The sequence below is a fragment of the Dellaglioa sp. CoH-57-MRSF-16 genome, assembly GCF_056782055.1.
The window spans coordinates 33,839-55,555 of record NZ_JBXAXZ010000004.1; the positions used below are offsets into that span (position 1 = coordinate 33,839).

A 21,717-nucleotide genomic window follows, 5' to 3' on the forward strand; every position below is an offset into this window, starting at 1 on the left:
AACGTTTATACTAGCTACATATAAAACTAAAAAGGAGATAAATAATGACTATAAATAAACAATTAATTAAAGATGATTTATACGAAGCAGTAAATGGTGAATGGTTAAAAACTGCCAAAATTCCTGATGATAAACCTGCGACGGGTGGTTTTAATGATTTAGCTGATGAAATTGATAAAACTTTGATGGCTGATTTTGAAAAAATGTCAGCTGATTCTAGTGTTAAAGCACCATTAATGCAAGAATTTTTAAACTATTATGCCTTAGCAGCTGATTTTGATCGACGTGAATCAGAAGGAACCTTACCATTGAAAAAAGTTTTAGCACCTTTAGAAAATTTAACAAGTTTAGCTGATTTCGATACTAAATGGGCAGATTTTGTTCGTGCGGGTTATCCAACACCACTTGGGTTTGATGTTGATGCTGATATGAAAAATGCTAAAATTAATGCTTTATTTGTGGCAGCTCCGAGTTTGGTTTTACCAGATAAAACGTATTATGAACGAGATAATTCACAAGCTGAAGGTTTACTTAAAGCATTTAGGGCGATGATGACTAAGTTATTAGTTGCTTTAGATTATAGTGAAGAAAATGCAAATCATGTTATTACAGAGGCACTAACTTTTGATCGTAACTTAGTGCCAAATGTCAAGAGTGCTGAAGAATCAGCTGATTATAGTAAAGCGTACAACCCACAAAGTTTCACAGAATTTAGTTCACAAAGTAGTAATTTAGATTTAAAATCAATTGTTAAAAATCTTTTAAATGGGAATGAACCAGAAAAAATAATTGTGACTGAACCTAAATTTTTATCATCTATTGATGAACTCGTGAATACAACTCATTTTACAGAATTTAAAAGTTGGTTAATTGTTAAAACAGTAGGGAGTCTTAGTTCATATTTATCAGATGACTTACGTGTTATTGCTGGTGAATACGGGCGTGCATTATCTGGAAGCAAGGCACCGAAAAAACAACAAAAGTTTGCTTATTATCTAGCCATGGGAACCTATAGTGGGGTTGTGGGCGAATATTATGGATATAAATACTTTGGTGAAGATGCTAAAGCAGACGTTCAACAGATGGTTGAAAAGATGATTAATGTTTATCAAAATAGATTGGCTACTAATAATTGGTTAACAAGTACTACACGTGATAAGGCAATTTTAAAATTAAGTAAATTAGGTATTCAAGTTGGGTATCCAGATAAAATTAACCCGCTTTATCAAAAAATGCACGTTAATATGGAAAAAACATTGCTAGAGAATGCAATGGCCTTTGATAAATTAGCCACTGAAGATATGTTTAGTAAGTGGGATAAACCTGTCGATCGTGATCTTTGGGAGATGAGTGCAGCAACAGTTAATGCTTATTATCATCCCTTTAAAAATATCATTGTCTTTCCAGCGGCTATTTTACAAGCACCATTTTATAGTTTAGAGCAGAGTAGTAGTGCTAACTATGGTGGTATTGGAGCAGTTATTGCGCACGAGATTTCACATGCTTTTGATAATAATGGTGCGCTATTTGATGAGTATGGTAATTTGAATAATTGGTGGAGTGAAGCCGATTTGACCCATTTTAAAGAATTATCACAACAAATGATTACTGAATTTGACGGAACTGAATTCGCAGGCCAAAAAGTTAATGGGACTTTAACAGTTTCTGAAAATATTGCTGATGCTGGTGGGCTTAGTTGTGCACTTGAAGCGGCTAAATCTGAAGACGATACTGATTTTGAAGCATTTTTCATTAATTGGGCACAAGTATGGCGAATGAAGGCTTCAACACAGTATATGCAATTGTTATTATCAATTGATGTTCATGCCCCTGCTAAGTTGCGTGCTAATATTCAAGTTCAAAATTTAGCAGAATTTTATGATGCCTTTGATATTGTTGCAAGTGATGCAATGTATAAAGCAGTCGATGAACGCGTTAATATTTGGTAAATGATTAATTAAGACAAATTAAAAGGACATTATCAAAATGATAATGTCCTTTTTGCTGCGATTGTTTATCCGTAATACTTAAAGGTAGCATATTATAATACTTCGTTCTCTGTAATTTTTTCTTCCAAAACGTTGAAATTATATTCAGAAAGTTCATTTAAGCCATTTTTACTCTCATCAAAGAAAGCAGTTAAACTTTCAGATAACATTAGATTGATAACACGACCAGCTTCAAATTGAACTAAGATAACTGGAATATGAGCTTCTACTGCCATACCAACTTCAAACATAGTACCAGAGTCAGGTTCGTTATCTTCGTCTTCTTTGTAGTCTAAGATAGCAACAACAACGTCTGCGCGATGAACTTGGCGTGTGTCAGCTAAATAAACTGCACGTTGCCATTGTTGACTGAATTGTTCATATTGTTTACTTTGATTATCTTGGGGCAAGTAAATATTGTCACTATCAATTGTTTTGTTCTCTTTTAATGCTGCAACAACTTGAGAAACACGTTCACGTTGTTTGTCGCTAAAAAATGGACCTGCTAAATAAACTTTATTCATTAATATCGTCTCCTGGAATATATATTTGCTTTTTTAAGTATAGCATGACATTTTAAAAATGGGCACAAAAAAAGAAGACAATGAAGTCTTCTTTTTCAATTTCTAAACACCGTAAACGAATTGACCTGAATTAAAGTGGTCAGCTGAAATAACGTAAACGTTACCACTATTACGTAAAGTAAAGTTAGCTAAATCATTTAATAAGTTATTGGTTGTTTTTCCAGGTTCAGTATCGATAATTTGACCATCACTAATTAAACCAGGGAATACAGCGTCTTCGTTAATTAATAAAGTATTAACACGATGTTGCGTTAATAGAGCAAACAAATCGATTGGGTTTGTTTTGCTTGGATTAACTTCATCAAGTGAACGAGCACGATCCAATAAATGATCAATTGTTTGATTGATTAAAATTTGATTTTGATCTAACAAATCTTTTTCAATTTCTGTAGTTGTTAGGGCACTAGGTGATTTTTTAATTGTAATTTCTGAATTAACTGATTTTAATTTTGTTAATTCATGGAATAAGCTTTGATTTTTAGGTAGTCCAATAAGGAAAAGACGTTTATAAATTAATTCGGGATGGGTAACTAGGAATTTTTCAATTGCCAAGTAGTAATTTCTATTATCAATCGCTTTTTCTTCATCCTTAGTATTTAACCCATGGAGGGCGCCAGTAGGGCCATGAGTGGTCGTGGTATCTGTACTTTCAGGACCAAGAGTTGATACCATGTCGATAGGAGCATCCTCTGGGAGTTCTTGTTTCAATAAGACACCTTCTTTGAATTGATGTAATTCAAATGAATCACGGTGTAAGCTTAGGATTGTTCCTGATAATTTTGTTGCTTGTTGAGCTAATAAAGGTAAAGTGTATGCTTCAGGACCAACAATAACTTTATCTACTTCAATAGCGTGATTTAAATTAAATTTAAAGTAATCGTTAGGTGTTAAGTAAAGTGCGATACTAGGGAATTGACCGATTTTATCTGCAATTTCATTAATAAAATTAACCAATTGTGTTTCAATTAGTTCCCAAGTTTTCTTAGGTACATCCGAATGAGCTTCTTTGGCAGTTTTTAAACTAGTTTTTAGTTTTAACTGATTCTTCGCAGCAAAATTAATACCTGGATATGTTTTGATAAAGATTGATACAATGGGTTCTTCTTTGATTGTGAGTAATTTTTTCAAATTGTTATGCATTGACATAATGGTTCCCCCTTTATATGATTACCTTTAGTATAACATCATGAAAACGGTTATCCAACTTATATGGTTACGTTTTCATAAAAGGAGTAAATATGATTTATTTAGAAAAAGATAACAAAAATATTAAAAAAATGGAAGCTTACATGAAAAATAATTTTTCTTACTTAGGGATTAAGACACCAAGTCGACGTGAACTAACAAAGGACTTGATGAAAGAATCTAAGAGTTGGCCTCTAGAAGAGTTAATCTCACAAATTTTAGCTTATTATGGTCGTGAAGAAAGAGAGTATCAATATGTTGCAATCGACTTAGCACAAAAAAATCTTAAACGATTGACGGTTGATGAAGTCCAAGTATTGGTTGAGTTAATTAAGGTTAAACCATGGTGGGATTCAGTAGATGCTTTACGTAAGGTTATTAGTGACTTTTTAAAATTAAGTCCGATAAATTTTAACGATATTAGTAAGCAATTTGAAAACCATGATAATTTCTGGATGCGTCGTGTGGGTATAAATCTTCAGTTAGGCTATCGTGAAGAAACTAATCTAGCTTACTTATCAAAGATGATTTTGAATGATAGAACAACAGATGAATTTTTCATCCAAAAAGCGATTGGTTGGTCATTACGTGAGTATGCTAAGACTGATGAAAATTGGGTTATAACTTTTATTGAGAGCCATGATCTATCAAAGCTAGCTGTGCGAGAAGGACTTAAACATGTGAAGACAAAATAAAAAAGACTGATTTTATTCAGTCTTTTTTGCTTATTTTAAGGTTAAGAATTTATCTCCGGCAAGGTCTCTGTAGAAATTTGCTTTAATTGCTTGTTGATAAGGCATGTACCAAATATAACCAATTCCAAGTGTCACGATTGATAATAGGTACCAACCAACCAGACTTAACTCTATTACGAATAAATCAAATTTGTGTCCGTTCATTAATTCACGGCTTAACGTTATTTTTTTATTAATACTGATGTCAGGATGATTTGGGTTATCTGTTAAGTCTTTGTTAATCATAAAGACTTGTGAATAAGAATAGTATTTAATAATTCCTGGGACAATAAGCAAGAGAGTCCAAAGTGTACTATAAATGGTTTTGAGAATGGCGATACCAATAGATGGGAAAAATAATTCATTTGAGAAAACTTGGAAACTTTGTGTAAATGCATGTTCTGGTGTTTTTTGTGAACTGACCCAAGTTAAGAATGTATATGAAACACCTACAAGTAGAATTTGAAAAATAAGATAAAGAACAACGACAGTTGCTGAAATTATAGGACTGATAGCTGATGATTGGTTATTATTTTCAGTAGAATATAAATTCATAATGTCTGCGTACTCAGTAGAATATAAGCGAGAATAAACAATAAAAATAAGGATTGCTAGTAAGCTAACTAGGATAGCTGACTTCCAGTGTCCTTTAAGTAATGCCTTTGATTCAGATTTCAGTTGTTGTCTCGTTTTTAGTGGTTTTTCCATGATGTGTGTCTCCTTAATTGTATATGTTTTAATAATATTTTAAGCATACATTAAACCAAATATTAAGTCTATACTGACAGATTGAGAATGTGAGTATTTCAATATTTTTAGACGGTATAAAAGTGAAACAAACCAAACTTTTTGTTAGATTGTAGTAAGATGAATAGCGTAATCTATATTAATGGAAGAAGAGTGAGCTAATGGTAAATAAAATGAAGGCCATCGCAGCATTTGGAAAATTTCCGACAGAAGATAAAAATGCATTACGAGATGTCAAAATCGATAAACCGACACCTGAAAATCATGATATTCTTGTGAAGGTAACGGGTATTTCAGTGAATCCAATAGATTATAAATCAAGAATGTTAATTGATTCTGAAGAAAAATTACTTATTTTAGGTTTCGATGCAATCGGGGTCGTCTCTGAAATAGGATCAGAAGTAACACAATTTAATAGTGGTGATAAGGTTTTTTATTTAGGTGTCAATAATCGTTCAGGAAGTAATGCTGAGTATCAGCTAGTTGATGAACGACTAGTTGGAAATGCACCCAAGAAAATAACAGACAGTGAAGCAGCCGCTATGCCACTAACAGGTGTAACAGCATGGGAAGCATTATTTGAAAAATTAAATTTCATTCCAGAGAAAAATGCCAATAGTGGAAAATCAGTTTTAATTATTAATGGAGCTGGTGGTGTAGGCTCTATTGCTATTCAACTTGCTAAATGGGCTGGTTTGACTGTTATCACGACCGCTTCAAGATTAGAAACGAGCGATTGGGTTAAAAAGATGGGCGCTGATATTGTCATTAATCACCGAAAAGATTTGAAGAAACAATTAGTTAAATTAAATATTAATGAAGTTGATGGTATTCTAATATTGCACTCAACAGAAACTTATTTTGATTTAGCAGCAGATATCATCAGACCTCAGGGTATTATTACTTCAATTGTGGGCACATCTGATAATTTACCAATTGGTAAATTAAAAAATAAAAGTAATGAGTTTAAATGGCTAACAGTTTTTACTAAAGGTGTATATTACACGGCAGATATGAGCTCTCAAGGTAAAACATTAAATCGCTTAGCCACGTTATTAGATGAAGGCAAACTAAAATCAACGATGACTAAATCATTGGTGGGGATTAACGCCGATAATTTACGAACGGCTTCTGAAGTTGTTGAAAATGGTAAGATGATTGGAAAGTTTGTAATAACTGGTGAATTTAACGCGGAGGTATAAGCTATTGAGTAAAAAAGAAATTAGAAAAATGATTATTAACAAGATGGTTGATTTGGCAAAAAATAAGGTCCTTGAAAAAAGGAATCAGGAGAAGGCAATTATTGATAAAGTTTTACAATCTGAAGAATGGGAATCGGCTGATTCAATCGGATTAACAATTAGTCAATCGATTGAGTTTAGTACTAACGAATTACTATTGGCGGCACTGTCTCAAGGTAAGAGGGTGTATATACCAAAAACGATGCCTGAAAAGCAACTTGCATTTTTACCTTACTTATCTATTGAACAGGTGCTTATAAAAAGTGATTATGGACTATTAGAACCTGAATATAATGTTGCACTTGAAAAGAATAATTTAGATTTAGTGATTGTACCAGGAGTTGGGTTTAATTTAGAGAATAATCAAAGGATTGGCTTTGGCGGTGGTTATTATGATCGGTATATTGCAAAATATCAACCAAAAACAATTTCACTTTGTTTGGACGTTCAAAATGTAATTTCTGAGAAATGGACAAGTAATCAGTTTGATATTAAAATTGATAAAATTATTACAGTATAAGTTCTATTTGAATAAATCCTTAACAAAATACAGTTTAATAATATTATTTACATTAATATACGAATATAGTAAAATTGTAATTGCTCATTAATGAGATAAACACGAACAAATGTATTTATGAAAAGGAGATTTAAAATGATTAATCGCATTAAATCATATTTTGAAATTGATCAGTTACATACAACGGTTAAACGCGAAATGTTAGCTGGTTTTACAACGTTTATATCAATGGCTTACATATTATTTGTTAATCCTACGATTTTAAGTGCTTCGGGGATGGACAAAGGGGCAGTATTTACTGCAACTGCATTATCAAGTGCTTTAGGCTGTATTTTAATGGGTATTTTAGCTAAATACCCAATAGCAACAGCTCCCGCATTGGGTATTAATGCCTTTTTCTCATATTCAGTTGTTATAGGTATGGGAATTCCATGGCAAACAGCTTTAGCAGGTGTATTTGTAGCATCACTAATTTTTATTTTAATTACTATTTTTAAACTACGCGAAATGATTATTAATGCTATTCCAAGTAACTTAAAATACGCTATCTCAAGTGGTATTGGTTTATTTATTGCTTTTATCGGTTTACAAGATGGTGGCTTAATTATCGCAAACAAATCCACAGTTGTGGGCCTAGGTCCATTGACCGTTGGTACAACATGGTTAACAATCTTTGGCTTAATTGTTACTGCAATTTTAATGGTTAGACGTGTTCCAGGTGGTATTTTTATTGGGATGTTTGCAACAGTTATTCTAGGATTCATCACAGGATTAATTAAAATGCCAACACAAGTTGTTGCCGGTGCCCCAAGTTTGGCCCCAACATTTATGCAAGGCGTTAAACATATTAGTGATATTAACACGGTTCAGTTATGGGTAGTCGTTTTAACCTTCTTGTTAGTTACTTTCTTTGATACTGCTGGAACACTTGTTGGGTTAGCTCAACAAGCCGGATTCATGAAAGACAATAAAATGCCTCGTGTCGGTAAAGCTTTAGTTGCTGATTCAACAGCAATGCTTGCTGGCTCTGTTTTAGGAACATCTCCAGTTGGTGCATATGTTGAGTCTTCAGCAGGTATCGCCGTTGGTGGACGCTCAGGTTTAACGGCTGTTACAACTGGATTATTATTTATTGTCGGGATATTTTTCTCGCCATTATTATCAGTTGTAACAACACAGGTCACTGCTCCAGCATTAATTATTGTTGGTGTATTGATGGCACAATCTTTAACAAAAATCGAATGGACAAAAATGGAAATTGCAATTCCAGCATTTTTAATTGTAATTGGTATGCCATTAACTTATAGTATCTCTGACGGGATTGCTTTGGGAATGATTTTTTATCCAATTACAATGATTGCTGCTGGTCGTCGAAAAGATGTTCATCCAATCATGTACGGACTGTTCTTTGTGTTCTTACTTTTCATGTGGATTTTAAATGTTTAAATAAAATAGCAAACGTAAATGACAGATCTACTATAAACATGGTATTATTTAGACTAAGAGTTTAAAGCGAACAAAAATAATACAATAGGAATGGAGAATATGATGACAAGCGAAAAGATACACATTGGATTACTTTTTGGTGGTAATTCATCAGAACATGACGTTTCAAAACGTTCAGCACATAATATCTACGATGCAATGGATAAAAATAAGTACGAAGTTAGTTTATTCATGTTTACAAAGGAAGGTGTACTACTTGGAGATGCTGCTTCACGTCGCATTTTTGATGGCGAACCAGAAGCAAAAGTTGTTGAAGATGTCTTACCAACAATTGATTTTACAAATCCGTTAGCTAATATCATGAGTTTAACTGAAGTTAAAGATATTGATCTTTTTTATCCAGTTATTCATGGTAATATGGGTGAAGATGGTACAATTCAAGGATTATTTAAACTTTTAGATAAACCATATATTGGTAGTGATGTTCGTTCATCAGCAATTTCATTTGATAAAGATTTAACTAAGAAAATGTTAACGTTAAATAATATCAGAAATACTAAATATTTGGTTGTTAAGGCCAACAATCGTGCTGAAATGACTTACGCACACATTAGTAAGGAACTTGGAGAAGTTGTTTTCATTAAACCAGCTAACCAAGGATCATCAGTTGGTATTCATAAGGCACATAACGAAAAAGAATTCCTTGAAGGTATAGAAGATGCATTTTTATATGACACAAAGCTTTTAGTTGAAGAATCAATCGAAAATCCTGATGAAATTGAATGTTCAATTCTTGGAAATACTGATTTAAAAGCTTCAAAATTAGGTGCAGTTATCGTACCTAAATCTGATGTATTTTACGATTACAATAATAAATTCGTTGATGCTTCAGGTGTGGAATTTGAAATGCCTGTTGAATTACCAGATGAATTAACAAAAGAAATCCAAGACATGTCATTACGTGCTTTTGAAGCATTGGGTTGTCGTGGTTTAGCACGAATTGATTTCTTAGTTAAAGATGGTATTCCATATCTTGGTGAACTAAATACGTTACCTGGATTCACAAACATTTCGCTTTATCCACAATTGTGGGAAGTTTCAGGAATTGGTTATTCAGAATTAATTGATAAATTAATCCAATTAGCATTCGACGAACATGCCGCTGTTAAAGAATTACATTATGACTTTACTGAATTACCTGAAATCTAAATTTTAAGAAGATTATTAGTCTGGAGACAGCACTAGTAATCTTTTTTATTTGAGTGAAGGAGAGAATAGAATATGGAAAGATGCCCATGGGCCCAATCGGGTAATCAGTTAATGCAAGATTATCATGATGAAGAATGGGGAAAGCCGCTTTATGGCGATCAACAACTATTCAGATTATTGAGTTTAGAATTAATGCAAGCAGGGTTGAGCTGGAAGACCGTTTTAAATAAACGTAATCATTTTAATCACGCTTTTGAAAATTTTTCAATTTACAAAGTTAGTCAATTTGATGAAGATAAAATTGCGGAACTAATGGAAAATGCAGATATTATTCGAAATAAGCAAAAAATTATCGCTATTATCGCGAATGCACAGGCGATCATAAGAATGAACCAAGATGGGCAATCATTTGATTCATTTTTATGGGAATTTGTAGCAAATAAACCAATTAATAATCTCTGGCGACATGCAGAGGATGTTCCAGCTGAAACCGACATTTCAAAAAAGTTATCTAAAGAATTGAAGAAATTAGGGTTTAAGTTTGTTGGTCCTAAAATTATTTATTCATTGATGCAAAGTATGGGTATGGTAGATGACCATATTACTTTATGTAAATTCAAGACAAAATAAAAAGAAATTAACCAATTATGGCTAATTTCTTTTTTTATTTTTTAAGATTATTTTTAAGAGCAGGTGTGTTATTTAAATCTGTTCGAACAACTAAGACATCAGAAACAGCAACTCGAGTTACGTATTCTGTAACTGAACCAATTAATAATCGTTCGACTGCATTCAATCCAGTAGCGCCGATCACAATTAAATCAATATCTAAATTAATAGGAACATTTTTAGCAATAACTACTTTTGGAGAACCATACTCAATTGAGTAGTCAACATTCTTAAGACCAGCTGCTTTTGCTTGTGCAATATACTTATTCAATGTCTCTTTTGCTGTATCACTAACTTGTTCAACCATTGACGTATCAAAACTTGAGATATTTTGGAATGCTCTAGTGTCAATAACATGCAAAAGATGAAGTGTAGAATCTTCGCCATTTCTTAAAGCTACTTGTACTGCTTTTTCGAATGCTAATTTTGCTTCATCAGAACCATCTACAGGAACTAAAATATTTTTATATTGTTGTAACATGGTCGGCCACCTCTTTCTTTTATATACCTCTATTTTACGACAAAACGAATGAAAATAGAAGTAAAAACGGTTACAAAGTTAGATTAATGCATAAAAAAAGATAAAATAATTGTTAAAGCACCAACCGTAAGGCAGGCTAGAGTAACTAGTATCCCACAAAATATGGGTATAAAAATGATTACTGAAATTAAGCCAACTAAGCTTTCAATACAGATAATTAACCCAAAGACAAGTAGTATTGAGCTTAGCACCTGGTTTGACTCAGGTTTAAATATCATAAAATTTTTGTTGCGATGTGAGAATAAGTAATAGCCGATAGTCAAGAGTAAGAGTGAAAGAACGGCTAAAAGTATCCGAATTAACATTTAAAGACTCCTTTATTCTTAATAAAAAAAGTCTGAGCAAACATAGTTTGCCCAGACCATCAAAGCAAAAGCTTTGGAATATCCGCGTAGTGCCGTTAATCATCTTCGTGAGTTGAGCCCGCAGTGAAGCAGGTGGCATCGACTGTACTAGCCTCTAACTACCAAGTGAAAAGGCTTGAAATTAGCTAGCCTATCAAGTTGACGCCTAGGTATAATTATTTGTTCGGTCAACATTCTAATAAGATAACGCGTACACTTCAGAACTTCATCTTTAATATAGCACAGACTTTTAAAAGGTGCAACAATTATGATGTAAGCGGCAACAAATCATCTTTTTGATGGATGTAATTTACTATATTGTTCTTTAAGTCCTTGTTCATAACGCCCGTTTGCTTTAGGCTCATAATAATTAGCATCTTTCAATTTATCTGGAAGATATTGTTGGGCAACCCAATCATTTGGATAGTTATGTGGAAATTTATAACCAATACCATGACCTAAATCTGCAGCACCTTTGTAATGTGAATCTTTTAAATGAGCAGGAATATCTCCAAAACCACCTTTTTCAATATCAGCAATTGCATTATTTATGGCAACATTTGCCGAGTCTGATTTGGGTGAGAGGCAGAGATCAATTACTGCGTTAGACAGAGGTATTTTAGCCTCTGGAAAGCCAATTTTTTCTGCCGCCTGTACAGCAGTTAAGGTTCTAGCACATGCTGCAGGGCTACTTAATCCGACATCTTCGTATGCCATTGTGATTAAACGCCTTGCAATTGTAGGTAAATCACCAGCAAGAATTAAACGTCCTAAGTAATGTAAAGCCGCGTTAACATCGGAACCTCTTACTGATTTTTGAAAAGCAGAAATAACATCATAGTGAGCATCGCCATCTTTATCATGGGTTAATGCTTTTCTTTGTAGACACTCTTCTATGACTGATAGTGATAAGGTAATGACACCTGAACTATCAGGTGGGGTTGACTTAGCAGCTAGTTCAAGTGCATTCAAAGAACTACGTAAATCTCCGTTGGTTGCTCGCGCTAAGTGTAACCGTGCATTAGCTTCTAAATTAATATTAAGATTTCCGAGACCAATATTTTTATCTACTAGTGCACGATCAAGTGCAGTTTCAATATCATTTTCGTCTAAAGGTTTAACTTCAAAGATTTGTGTTCGACTTCTAATAGCTGGATTGATGGTAATGTAAGGATTTTCTGTTGTTGCACCGATTAAAATAATTTGGCCACTTTCTAAGTGGGGTAATAAGAAGTCTTGTTTAGGTTTCGTTAATCGATGGATTTCATCTAAAAGTAAAATAACAGTACCGCTCATTTTTGCTTCTTCAGCTACGATTTCAAGGTCTTTCTTAGAATCAGTTGCAGCATTTAATTTACGAAATGCATACTGAGTTGATCCGGCAATAGCACTGGCGATACTCGTTTTACCAGTGCCAGGTGGTCCGTATAAAATCATAGATGAAAGCAGTTTTGCTTCGACCATTCGTTTGATAATTTTACCTGGACCAACAAGGTGTTGTTGGCCAACGACTTCTTCAATTTTAGTTGGTCGCATTCTGAATGCAAGTGGTTGTAACATATGTGGCTCCTTTCACGTTGATTACTAAAGAATAGTATAGCATATTGCATAAATTTAATTGGCACAATGGATTGCAAATATGAAGGATTAATTCAAATATTTGGTACAATGTAATAGACAAATGAGGAGGCACAATGATATGAAACTAGATGCAATCGGATTACAAATTCAGGAAGAAAAGCTCGCACCTCTACTTAGAAAATCGTTGATAGGATTAGAGCGAGAAACTCAAAGAGTGAAGAATACGGGAGTGCTGAGTTCAACTGATCATCCTGAATCATTAGGAGATAGATTTAAACATCCTTATATAAAAACAGATTTTGGCGAATCACAAATGGAATTTATCACGCCACCAATTGAGGGGGCTGATAATGTTATTAACTATCTAGATGCCATTCAACAAGTCGCAACACAAGAATTGGATAGTGATGAACAGTTATGGCCATTGAGTTCAATTCCTAAATTACCAGTGGATGAATCTAAAGTAAGAATAGCGCATCCAGATGAATTAGGATTTATATACCGAAATAAATTAGCAGAAAAGTATGGAAAAAAACGTCAACTTTTTACGTCTGTACATCTTAATTTTAGCTTTCCAGAAAAAGTAATTCAGATTTTATTTGATTCTGAGTTTCATAGTTATTTTAATTCTTATATAGAATTTCATAATTACGTCTATTTAAAAATTGGACGCAAATTTATGGAAAAGAGTTGGCTTACAACTTACTTGTTTGGAGCAACACCAATTGTTGAAAGTACTAATTATAATGCTTGTCATCCGGTTAGAAGTGTTAGAAACAGTGAATTTGGCTATACCAATATTGATAGTTCAGTTCAAGCTTCTTATCGATCAATTAACTCATACGTTACGTCACTTAATAAGATGGTCCAGAATGGTAAATTGTTATCATTTTCTGAATATTATGGAGATGTACAATTTAAATCAGCTACTAAAAAGGAAGATACATTAATTTCATCTGGTGTTAATTATATTGAACTCCGTGGATTTGATGTTGATCCATTTTCTCGTGTTGGTATTCAAGGTGACACAATTAAGTTTATTCAATTATTAGCGGCTTACTTTCTAATGACGCCAGATATGGCAGAAAATGAAGTTGATGATATTATATTTAAAGCGAAACAATTAAAAAATGAGGTGGCAATAGAAGACCCTAAAACAACCTCGATTGTTAAAAATGCTGCAATAAAACTGCTGAACGAATTAATTTTATTTAATGATAATTTTTATCTAGATAAAAATTTAGAGGATACATTAGTTCAATTTAAATTACAATTTGAACGACCTGAATTGAGTCTGAGTGCAAGGATAGTTGATGAAGATATTAATAAATCGTTGGCTGATTTTGCAATGGAACAAGCAAAATCTAATAAGATAAAGTATCAGTCACAGTTAAGTTCATTGATTGGCTTTAACTGTTACTCGAAAAATACGCAGCTTATTTTAGCAGCGTTGATAAAAAGAGGGTCTTATTTTGATCTTGTTGACAGTGATTTGGACGTCATACGGGTGAACGGACATCTTCTGCAAAATGGGGTAATTTCTGATTTAGATACCAGTGTTTTAAACAAAATTGCATATGACAAGCAAACAACTAAAAAAATATTGGGCAACCTTGATATTAAAGTTCCTAGTAGTATTAATGTACACACTTTAGATGAAGCTATGAACTATTATGCAGATGTAGTCAACAAAGCATTAGTTATTAAGCCAAGATTCATAAAGAGCAGTCAAGCAACACATGTATTTCGAGTGGCTCCGACGTTAAGCGAGTATAAAGAAGCCGTTAAACGTATCTTATCAATTGATACACAAGTTTTAATTGAAGAAATTACTGTTGGGTCAGTCTATCGATTTATGATTGTAGGTGGCCATGTAAAGGGTATTGTTGAAAGATTACCAGTTAGTGTAGTTGGCGATGGACGAAAGACGTTGGCACAGTTAATTACAATAAAAAATGCACAAGTAGAACGTACTAGTCAAGGTCCATGGTATCCGCTTAAATTGTCAGAAGTTGAACATCAAACAATAGCATCACAAGGTATTACTGAATCAACTGTTATTTCAAGAGGGTCTGAAGCAATCATTAGATATGATAGTAATTTTTATTCGGGTGCAAATCAAAATGAAGTTAGCAATCAAATGGACGAATCATATATAGCGTTAATTGAAGGTTATGCAAAACGTTTAAAAATGACGATGGGGGCAGTTGATGTGGTTATTCCTAACTTGTATATAGCATATGACTATAGACATAGGGATGCTTTAACCGTTCTTTCAATTGAAACGGCTCCTGATTTATCGATAAATTCGTTTCCTAATTTTGGAGATAACCAGCCTATTGCTAATGAAATAGTAAAGATTTTAGAAACCAAATAAAAAACTTAAACTACACTTAATATAAAAGTGTTAGTTTAAGTTTTTATGCTAATCGAATAAATTTTCAAAAAATGATTTTTTCTTTTCTGGCGTTTCAACTTGTATAATTGGATATTTTTCATTAATATCAATAACAGATTCATTAATCGCATTTTTTTCAGAAGCGACAACTAGCCCCATAATTTCAACCCCATCAGGAGTATCATTATTTGATGTTAATGTAAATTTAACATCATGCTTATGCGTTAAGGTGATGTATGGGGCTAATATATTCTGATCAATTGTACCATTAAGTAGAACATGATAGTCGGGATGTTCAAGTAGTTCTTTTTCAAATCCAGCCATATTTTTAGATGCTGTTACCTCAGCAACAGTCATTGCTAGGCTGACCCGCTCTCTAAATGTCCCTAAGTACTTTCTTTGTTCATCGGGATGAAGTTGAGGTGTTCCGTAAAGGCCAGATTGAAGATGTGGATCTAAGTTATTTTCAGTCATGGAGTTGACCACCTTTCAGTAAGTTATGAATTTAGCATACCATGTTTGATACAAAAGGAGAGAGCGAAATGTTTATAAAAGATGATTTTTTAATTTTTAAAGATCAAACATTAGACGGACGATTAAAAAAAATAAAGACAATTATTGATCCCAAATTCGAAAAGGTGGGAGCTGAACTACTACCTTTTTTAGAAGAACAATTAGGAATTAAAATGTATTTGCACATTGCAAAACATGCTAGAAGATCAAAAAATCCACCGCCTGATACTTGGATGGCTTTTAGCGAGAATAAACGTGGCTATAAAATGATGCCACATTTTGAAATTGGTTATTGGGATGATCGGTTATTTATCTGGTTATCTGCATTAGCAGATATTAAAGACAAAAGCTTGTATGAAGAGGGCGTTTCTGAATCAATAATAATGATTCAGAAACTAGAAGATACTTTCGTGTGGTCAGTGGATCATACAAATAAAGAGACGGGTACTTTAGCAAACACAATAACACTTACTGATAGTCAAAAGTGGAGTAGTGTACAAACTAAAGAACTATTGATTGGACAGAATTTAGCTATTGAAGATGAGTTTTTTAGCTTAAATGAATATAAACAACTAAACGACTTGAAAAATACATTACTGCCACTAATTGAAATCTATAAAATATGGACAAAAAAAACATCTCATTAAGAATGAGATGTTTTTTAATTTGAAATTATAATTTGTTGTAGTATTCAACGATAAGTGATTCGTCGATATCTGCTTCAAGTTCTTCACGTTCTGGTAAACGAGTTAATGAACCCTCTAATTTATCAGCATCAAATTGTACGAATTGTGGACGGCCAACTAATGCTTCCATTGCGTCTTTAACAATTTGTAAACTCTTTGATTTTTCACGTAATGAGATTACTTGACCGATTTCAACTGCGTATGAAGGAATATCAACGCGGTTGCCATCAACAGTAATGTGACCATGGTTTACCAATTGACGAGCTTGGCGACGAGTAGAAGCCAAACCTAAACGATAAACAACGTTGTCTAAACGACCTTCAAGTAAGATCATGAAGTTAACACCATGTTTACCTTCGCGAATTGTACCAGCTTTAATAAATAAGTTAGCAAATTGACGTTCTGATAAACCGTACATCATACGAAGTTTTTGTTTTTCTCGTAATTGTAAACCATATTCTGATAATTTACGGCGATTGTTTTGACCATGATCACCGGGTGCATAAGGACGACGAGCTAATTCTTTACCAGTACCTGTTAAAGAAAGACCTAATCGACGTGAAACTTTCCAACTTGGGCCAGTATAACGTGACATATATAAATTCCTCCAATATTTGTTTTGGAGTAAAATAATCCTTTGTGAACTTAGTATTCGTGCAGTTTGTTTTGCAATGTTCACCTTTGCAGCTGAAAGGGTACTAATTGAACCAAGACAATTGGGCAACAAACTGTTGACGAGCTTACCGTCCACCGCTGCATTATTTTACACAAGACTCATCATACTGTCTTTTTAAACTAATGTCAATTTGTTTTCACGTTTGTTTACATAATAAAAAGAATGTATATAATTAATAACATTAATTTCTATAAATAATAGATAAAAGCTAGTGAACGCTTTAAAGGTCTATGATATAATGATTAGAAGCATAAAATTTGAATGTGAAAAGTAAATATAAATTTTAGTAAGCTAAAGGCGGGATTAGGATATGACACAGATTTTTGTTGGAATAATAGTAGTAGCCATTATTATCTATGCAACAGCGTTTTTTCTTCAGAAACGCAATGAAAAAAAATTCGAAACATTTCGTGATCAAGTAAAGGTTATTGCTCATTCTGAAGTTGAACAACAGCTTCAGTTAACGAAGGATTTGGGGTTAACAGGTGAAAGTCTTAAAACATTTTCAGCATTACAATCAGACTTTAAAGAAGTGCAAAATGCAAAATTGCCTAAAATTTCGACACAAATTAATGAAGCATATGAAGCAAACTCGAAATATCAATTTCTTTCTAACCGTCAATTAGCGGCAGAAATAGAAGTAAAATTAATTTCAAGTGAAAAAACACTTAAAGGGATTGAAAAAGCATTAACGTCGTTGAAAGAAAGTGATGAAAGTAATCATCAAGCTGTTGATTCACTTGAAAAAAAATATCAGGATTTACGTAAAACATTATTATCAAAGAACTTTTCGTATGGACCTAGTATCGATAAACTTGAGGATAAACTAACTGGTCTTGAAGATGATTTTGACCGTTTTTCAACATTAACGAGTGCTGGAGATCATGATACGGCTGAAAAAGTTTTAAGTAAGTTAAGAGAAGATACAACTTCGTTAGAAAAGATTCTTGATGAGATTCCACCACTATATAAAAGTTTGAAGAACGAATTTCCAGATCAACTTGCTGAATTACAATCTGGTTACATGAAATTAACGGATGAAAATTATAATTTTCCAGTGGGGGATGACATCCCTAAACAAATAGACGAAATTCAAACACGTGTTGACGAAACATTACTTAAATTAGAGAACCTAGAAGTAGCGTCAACAATTGTTGCAGTTAATGACATGGCTAATCAAATTGATTATTTATATGATGTTATGGAAAAAGAGTTGGCCGCAAAAGATAAGATAGAAAAGCAAGAAGAAAGTTATCGTAAATTCATTGATCATGCTGAAAAACAAAGTCAAATGCTTTTAGTTGAATTAGATAGATTGGGTCAAAATTATGAATTAAGTCATAATGAATTAGAAGACGCGCAAAAATTAAATCAACAAATTAGGGACATTGATGCACAACATGATACTGATAAAGCGGTTATTGATTCTGGTGAAGCAATTTATAGCGAGATGGCTGAGCGAGTTGAACAAAACTCTAAGTTGTTAGAAAAAATTGAATCTGAACAACAAAAAATTGATGCTAGTATTCAGGATTTACGTAGCAATGAAAAAAAGGCCAGCGCAACAATTCAAAGATTTGATATTGAATTACATCAAATTAAAAGACAAGTTGAACAGGTTAATCTTCCAGGACTACCTAATGATTACTTAGATTTTTTCTATGTTGTTAGTGATGAAATTGAAGAAGTTGAAGTAGCAATTGGTAAATTAAGAATTAACATTGAAAAAATTGCAAAACAAATTATCGATATTGAAGCAGATCTTGAAAGTTTAGAAGATAAGACACACGATCTTATTGATAGTGCATCGTTATCTGAGAGTTTACTACAATATGCGAATAGATTTAGAAATTCGAATGAAGAGATTGCAATTGCATTTGAAAAGGCAAAGCAATTATTTAATAATGATTTTAATTATGCAGCTAGTTTGGAAACAATTGCGACTGCATTAGATAAAGTAGAGCCTGGTTCATATAAAAAAATAGAGAAACAATATTATGATAATATGGAAGACAGCTTTGAAATTGAATAGTAACTATATTAAGTGGGGACTAGGGCATTAATTTGTTCAGTCGCCACTTTTATATTCTATAAAGAAACACCAGGGATGAATAAAAAGTGTCAATCTGGTACGAAGTATATTATAATGAGAAAAGTATTTTTCAGAAAAGAAGGTAACTAATGATTTATTTTGATAATAGCGCAACAACAAAAATAACGCCCGAAGTTTTAGATACATATAATAAAGTTAGTGACCAAGTATGGGGTAATCCATCTAGCCTAAATAACTTAGGTGAGATAGCTCATAATTTATTAGAGCAGTCACGCCAACAGATCGCAAGCTTATTAAATGTATTTGAAGATGAAATATTATTTACTGGAAGTGGAACTGAAGGTGACAATTGGGTAATTAAAGGAACGGCTATGGCAAAAATGAACCATGGTAAGCACTTAATTACGACAACCGTTGAGCATCCTGCTGTTATGAATACAATGGCTCAGCTGGAACAGCTTGGTTTTGAGGTTACCTATTTGCCAGTTGATGATGAGGGGCGAATTAGTATTGATGATTTAAAGGCTGCTTTGAGATCTGATACTATTTTAGTTTCAGTTATGGCAGTTAATAATGAAATTGGAACCATTCAGCCTTTAGTTGAAATTGGGGACGTACTAAAAGATTATCCAACAGTTCATTTTCATGTGGATGCTGTTCAAGCCATTGGTAAAGGTGTGCAAGAAGCTTTTATGAGTGACAGAGTAGATTTTGTAACGTTCTCTGGGCATAAATTTCATGCGCCACGTGGAGTAGGGTTTATTTACAGTAAAAGAGGTCGTCACATTGAACCACTTCTTACAGGTGGTGGACAAGAACATAACTTACGTAGCGGAACTGAAAATGTACCTGCAATTGCTAGCATGGCAAGAGCATTGCGATTATTATTAACAGATGAAACTAAGATGGTGATGAAACAAAAAGCTGTTAAAGAATTAGTTTTCAACCATATTAGTAAGTTTGATAAGATTACAACTTTTTCAAAATTACAATCAAATTTTGCGCCACATATATTGTGTTTTGCAATTGAGGGTGTTCGTGGCGAATCAATTGTTCATGCATTTGAAAGTGAAGGAATATATATTTCAACTACAAGTGCTTGTTCATCAAAGAAAAATCAAGCATCTGGCACATTATTAGCAATGAATGTGCCAGAACCGCTTGCTAAATCAGCCGTTCGAATCAGTTTTGATGGAAATAATACGCTAGAAGAAGCAAAAGAATTTAATCGTATTTTTGATATTTTGTATCATAAATTTGAAAAAATTAATTCTAAATAATGAGAGGATGTCGACATGCAATATACAGAGATAATGGTTCGTTATGGCGAACTATCAACAAAAGGAAAAAATAAGAGGAACTTTATTGATCGCCTAGGAACAAACGTTCGAAATAGTTTACATGGTTTTGATGATTTAGTTGTTAAAGCAAATCGTGATCGGATGCACATTAATTTAAACGGTGACGACAGCGAATTAGTTATGCAACGTTTATCACAGGTTTTTGGGATTCAAAATTTTTCACCTGCAATTCGCGTTGAACAAGATATGGATTTAGTTAAAGAAACAGCTGTAGCAATGATTAGTGAGCAATTTGTTGAAGGGACAACATTTAAAGTTAACACACGTCGTTCTGATCATGATTTTGAATTAGATACTAATGAGTTGAATGACGAACTAGGTGGCTGGATTTTAGATCACGTGCCTGGCATTACTGTTAAAATGAAACAGCCTGATATTATTTTACGTGTTGAAGTTCGTTCAAATGGGATTTTCTTATCTTCTGAAACGCGTCAGGGTGCTGGTGGTTTACCCGTTGGTACTGCTGGTAAAGGGATGTTAATGTTATCAGGTGGAATTGATTCGCCTGTTGCAGGGTACCTTGGTATGAAACGTGGTGTTTCAATGGAGATGGTTCATTTCTTCAGTCCACCATATACAAGTGAACAAGCTTTAGCTAAGGCTAAAGAACTAACAGTTAAATTGACACCTTATGTTGGAACGATTCAATTTATTGAAGTTCCTTTTACTGAGATTCAAGAGCAAATTAAACATGATGTACCAGAACCATATTTAATGACCATAACACGTCGTTTCATGTTACGTTTAACTGAAAAAATTGCCGAATTACGTGGTGGATTAGCAATCTTTAATGGAGAATCATTAGGCCAAGTTGCTTCTCAAACACTTGAAAGCATGGTTGCAATTAATGACGTTACAACAATGCCAATTATTCGACCAGTCGTTTCAATGGATAAAAATGAAATTATTGATGTTGCTAAAAAAATTGATACATTTGAACTTTCAATTAAACCATTTGAAGATTGTTGTACAATTTTTGCCCCACCAGCACCTAAAACAAAGCCTCGTTTAGACCGTTCAAGGGAATTTGAAGCTCGTTTGGATATCGATGGCTTAATGGAACGTGCATTGGCAGGTGTCAAGGTTAGCAAGATTCGTGTTGGCGAAGAATATTTAAATGAAAATAGTGAATTATTCGCAGAATTACTATAGTAGCACTTTAAAAGATTAGACAAATCGGTCTAATCTTTTTTTGTCCAATCAAATAAGTCGCTTCTTAAACAGTAATTGAGTAAGATAGA

General features: G+C 33.3%; 19 protein-coding genes. 12 read left to right on the plus strand and 7 right to left on the minus strand.

The window, feature by feature from the left end:
* Positions 1-44: 44 nt before the first annotated feature.
* A complete protein-coding gene (locus AC1RPH_RS05365; protein ID WP_481761652.1) occupies positions 45-1,949 on the plus strand; it encodes a M13 family metallopeptidase in 1,905 nt (634 codons plus the stop codon).
* A 92-nt stretch (positions 1,950-2,041) separates the two neighbouring features.
* Here AC1RPH_RS05365 and AC1RPH_RS05370 read toward each other — a convergent pair whose 3' ends face one another.
* Together AC1RPH_RS05370 and AC1RPH_RS05375 are read right to left on the minus strand one after the other, a co-directional pair.
* Positions 2,042-2,512 carry a nucleoside 2-deoxyribosyltransferase gene (locus AC1RPH_RS05370; protein ID WP_481761653.1) on the minus strand — a complete coding sequence of 157 codons (471 nt, stop codon included), beginning with the start codon at positions 2,510-2,512 and terminating at the stop codon, positions 2,042-2,044.
* A gap of 102 nt (positions 2,513-2,614) precedes the next feature.
* The gene (locus AC1RPH_RS05375; protein ID WP_481761654.1) at positions 2,615-3,718 is read right to left on the minus strand and encodes a baeRF6 domain-containing protein; all 1,104 of its coding nucleotides are present in this window, start codon (positions 3,716-3,718) and stop codon (positions 2,615-2,617) included.
* A gap of 92 nt (positions 3,719-3,810) precedes the next feature.
* On the opposite strand from AC1RPH_RS05375, the gene AC1RPH_RS05380 reads away from it, so the two are divergent.
* On the plus strand, positions 3,811-4,452 hold the full coding sequence (locus AC1RPH_RS05380; protein ID WP_481761655.1) for a DNA alkylation repair protein: 642 nt from the start codon (positions 3,811-3,813) through the stop codon (positions 4,450-4,452).
* A gap of 30 nt (positions 4,453-4,482) precedes the next feature.
* On the opposite strand, the gene AC1RPH_RS05385 is transcribed toward AC1RPH_RS05380, so the two are convergent.
* Entirely contained in the window at positions 4,483-5,199 is a 717-nt protein-coding gene (locus AC1RPH_RS05385) for a DUF975 family protein (RefSeq protein WP_481761656.1), read from the minus strand.
* 200 nt (positions 5,200-5,399) lie between these two features.
* On the opposite strand from AC1RPH_RS05385, the gene AC1RPH_RS05390 reads away from it, so the two are divergent.
* The 5 genes from AC1RPH_RS05390 to AC1RPH_RS05410 all read left to right on the plus strand — a co-directional run bounded on the left by AC1RPH_RS05390 (position 5,400) and on the right by AC1RPH_RS05410 (position 10,284).
* Positions 5,400-6,440 (plus strand): zinc-binding alcohol dehydrogenase family protein, encoded by a 1,041-nt coding sequence (locus AC1RPH_RS05390; RefSeq protein WP_481761657.1) that lies wholly within the window; start codon positions 5,400-5,402, stop codon positions 6,438-6,440.
* 4 nt (positions 6,441-6,444) lie between these two features.
* Positions 6,445-6,999, plus strand: a complete 555-nt coding sequence (locus AC1RPH_RS05395; RefSeq protein ID WP_481761658.1) for a 5-formyltetrahydrofolate cyclo-ligase — start codon at positions 6,445-6,447, stop codon at positions 6,997-6,999.
* A gap of 135 nt (positions 7,000-7,134) precedes the next feature.
* Positions 7,135-8,445 (plus strand): NCS2 family permease, encoded by a 1,311-nt coding sequence (locus AC1RPH_RS05400; protein WP_481761659.1) that lies wholly within the window; start codon positions 7,135-7,137, stop codon positions 8,443-8,445.
* 102 nt (positions 8,446-8,547) lie between these two features.
* Positions 8,548-9,654, plus strand: a complete 1,107-nt coding sequence (locus AC1RPH_RS05405) for a D-alanine--D-alanine ligase family protein (RefSeq protein WP_409022784.1) — start codon at positions 8,548-8,550, stop codon at positions 9,652-9,654.
* A gap of 72 nt (positions 9,655-9,726) precedes the next feature.
* Complete coding sequence (locus AC1RPH_RS05410) at positions 9,727-10,284, plus strand: DNA-3-methyladenine glycosylase I (protein ID WP_481761660.1); 558 nt, start codon at positions 9,727-9,729, stop codon at positions 10,282-10,284.
* A 34-nt stretch (positions 10,285-10,318) separates the two neighbouring features.
* On the opposite strand, the gene AC1RPH_RS05415 is transcribed toward AC1RPH_RS05410, so the two are convergent.
* The gene (locus AC1RPH_RS05415) at positions 10,319-10,804 is read right to left on the minus strand and encodes a universal stress protein (protein WP_409022337.1); all 486 of its coding nucleotides are present in this window, start codon (positions 10,802-10,804) and stop codon (positions 10,319-10,321) included.
* A gap of 692 nt (positions 10,805-11,496) precedes the next feature.
* Positions 11,497-12,768 carry a replication-associated recombination protein A gene (locus AC1RPH_RS05420; protein ID WP_481761661.1) on the minus strand — a complete coding sequence of 424 codons (1,272 nt, stop codon included), beginning with the start codon at positions 12,766-12,768 and terminating at the stop codon, positions 11,497-11,499.
* 139 nt (positions 12,769-12,907) lie between these two features.
* Here AC1RPH_RS05420 and gshAB point away from each other — a divergent pair, with 139 nt between their 5' ends.
* Positions 12,908-15,166 (plus strand): bifunctional glutamate--cysteine ligase GshA/glutathione synthetase GshB, encoded by a 2,259-nt coding sequence (gene gshAB, locus AC1RPH_RS05425; protein WP_481761662.1) that lies wholly within the window; start codon positions 12,908-12,910, stop codon positions 15,164-15,166.
* A 48-nt stretch (positions 15,167-15,214) separates the two neighbouring features.
* Here the strand turns inward: gshAB and AC1RPH_RS05430 are convergent, their stop codons facing one another.
* Positions 15,215-15,661 carry a YueI family protein gene (locus AC1RPH_RS05430; RefSeq protein ID WP_481761663.1) on the minus strand — a complete coding sequence of 149 codons (447 nt, stop codon included), beginning with the start codon at positions 15,659-15,661 and terminating at the stop codon, positions 15,215-15,217.
* 68 nt (positions 15,662-15,729) lie between these two features.
* On the opposite strand from AC1RPH_RS05430, the gene AC1RPH_RS05435 reads away from it, so the two are divergent.
* Positions 15,730-16,347 carry a DUF1054 family protein gene (locus AC1RPH_RS05435; protein WP_481761664.1) on the plus strand — a complete coding sequence of 206 codons (618 nt, stop codon included), beginning with the start codon at positions 15,730-15,732 and terminating at the stop codon, positions 16,345-16,347.
* A gap of 25 nt (positions 16,348-16,372) precedes the next feature.
* On the opposite strand, the gene rpsD is transcribed toward AC1RPH_RS05435, so the two are convergent.
* Entirely contained in the window at positions 16,373-16,981 is a 609-nt protein-coding gene (gene rpsD / locus AC1RPH_RS05440) for a 30S ribosomal protein S4 (protein ID WP_409022342.1), read from the minus strand.
* A gap of 391 nt (positions 16,982-17,372) precedes the next feature.
* Here rpsD and ezrA point away from each other — a divergent pair, with 391 nt between their 5' ends.
* From ezrA to thiI, 3 genes are all read left to right on the plus strand, one after another.
* Positions 17,373-19,094, plus strand: a complete 1,722-nt coding sequence (gene ezrA, locus AC1RPH_RS05445; RefSeq protein ID WP_481761665.1) for a septation ring formation regulator EzrA — start codon at positions 17,373-17,375, stop codon at positions 19,092-19,094.
* Between the two features lie 149 nt (positions 19,095-19,243).
* Positions 19,244-20,395, plus strand: a complete 1,152-nt coding sequence (locus tag AC1RPH_RS05450; RefSeq protein WP_481761666.1) for a cysteine desulfurase family protein — start codon at positions 19,244-19,246, stop codon at positions 20,393-20,395.
* Between the two features lie 15 nt (positions 20,396-20,410).
* Positions 20,411-21,628 (plus strand): tRNA uracil 4-sulfurtransferase ThiI, encoded by a 1,218-nt coding sequence (thiI, locus tag AC1RPH_RS05455; RefSeq protein WP_409022345.1) that lies wholly within the window; start codon positions 20,411-20,413, stop codon positions 21,626-21,628.
* Positions 21,629-21,717: the final 89 nt, after the last annotated feature.

What these genes read in the sequence shown, in the direction of transcription:
- AC1RPH_RS05435 (WP_481761664.1), top strand. Translation starts at nt 15,730, where the DNA reads ATGTTTATAAAAGATGATTTTTTAATTTTTAAAGATCAAACATTAGAC.
- AC1RPH_RS05380 (WP_481761655.1), top strand. Translation starts at nt 3,811, where the DNA reads ATGATTTATTTAGAAAAAGATAACAAAAATATTAAAAAAATGGAAGCT.
- thiI (WP_409022345.1), top strand. Translation starts at nt 20,411, where the DNA reads ATGCAATATACAGAGATAATGGTTCGTTATGGCGAACTATCAACAAAA.
- AC1RPH_RS05370 (WP_481761653.1), bottom strand. Translation starts at nt 2,512, where the DNA reads ATGAATAAAGTTTATTTAGCAGGTCCATTTTTTAGCGACAAACAACGT.
- AC1RPH_RS05410 (WP_481761660.1), top strand. Translation starts at nt 9,727, where the DNA reads ATGGAAAGATGCCCATGGGCCCAATCGGGTAATCAGTTAATGCAAGAT.
- rpsD (WP_409022342.1), bottom strand. Translation starts at nt 16,981, where the DNA reads ATGTCACGTTATACTGGCCCAAGTTGGAAAGTTTCACGTCGATTAGGT.
- AC1RPH_RS05420 (WP_481761661.1), bottom strand. Translation starts at nt 12,768, where the DNA reads ATGTTACAACCACTTGCATTCAGAATGCGACCAACTAAAATTGAAGAA.
- gshAB (WP_481761662.1), top strand. Translation starts at nt 12,908, where the DNA reads ATGAAACTAGATGCAATCGGATTACAAATTCAGGAAGAAAAGCTCGCA.
- AC1RPH_RS05390 (WP_481761657.1), top strand. Translation starts at nt 5,400, where the DNA reads ATGGTAAATAAAATGAAGGCCATCGCAGCATTTGGAAAATTTCCGACA.
- AC1RPH_RS05450 (WP_481761666.1), top strand. Translation starts at nt 19,244, where the DNA reads ATGATTTATTTTGATAATAGCGCAACAACAAAAATAACGCCCGAAGTT.
- AC1RPH_RS05375 (WP_481761654.1), bottom strand. Translation starts at nt 3,718, where the DNA reads ATGTCAATGCATAACAATTTGAAAAAATTACTCACAATCAAAGAAGAA.
- AC1RPH_RS05430 (WP_481761663.1), bottom strand. Translation starts at nt 15,661, where the DNA reads ATGACTGAAAATAACTTAGATCCACATCTTCAATCTGGCCTTTACGGA.
- AC1RPH_RS05405 (WP_409022784.1), top strand. Translation starts at nt 8,548, where the DNA reads ATGACAAGCGAAAAGATACACATTGGATTACTTTTTGGTGGTAATTCA.
- AC1RPH_RS05415 (WP_409022337.1), bottom strand. Translation starts at nt 10,804, where the DNA reads ATGTTACAACAATATAAAAATATTTTAGTTCCTGTAGATGGTTCTGAT.
- AC1RPH_RS05385 (WP_481761656.1), bottom strand. Translation starts at nt 5,199, where the DNA reads ATGGAAAAACCACTAAAAACGAGACAACAACTGAAATCTGAATCAAAG.
- ezrA (WP_481761665.1), top strand. Translation starts at nt 17,373, where the DNA reads ATGACACAGATTTTTGTTGGAATAATAGTAGTAGCCATTATTATCTAT.
- AC1RPH_RS05400 (WP_481761659.1), top strand. Translation starts at nt 7,135, where the DNA reads ATGATTAATCGCATTAAATCATATTTTGAAATTGATCAGTTACATACA.
- AC1RPH_RS05365 (WP_481761652.1), top strand. Translation starts at nt 45, where the DNA reads ATGACTATAAATAAACAATTAATTAAAGATGATTTATACGAAGCAGTA.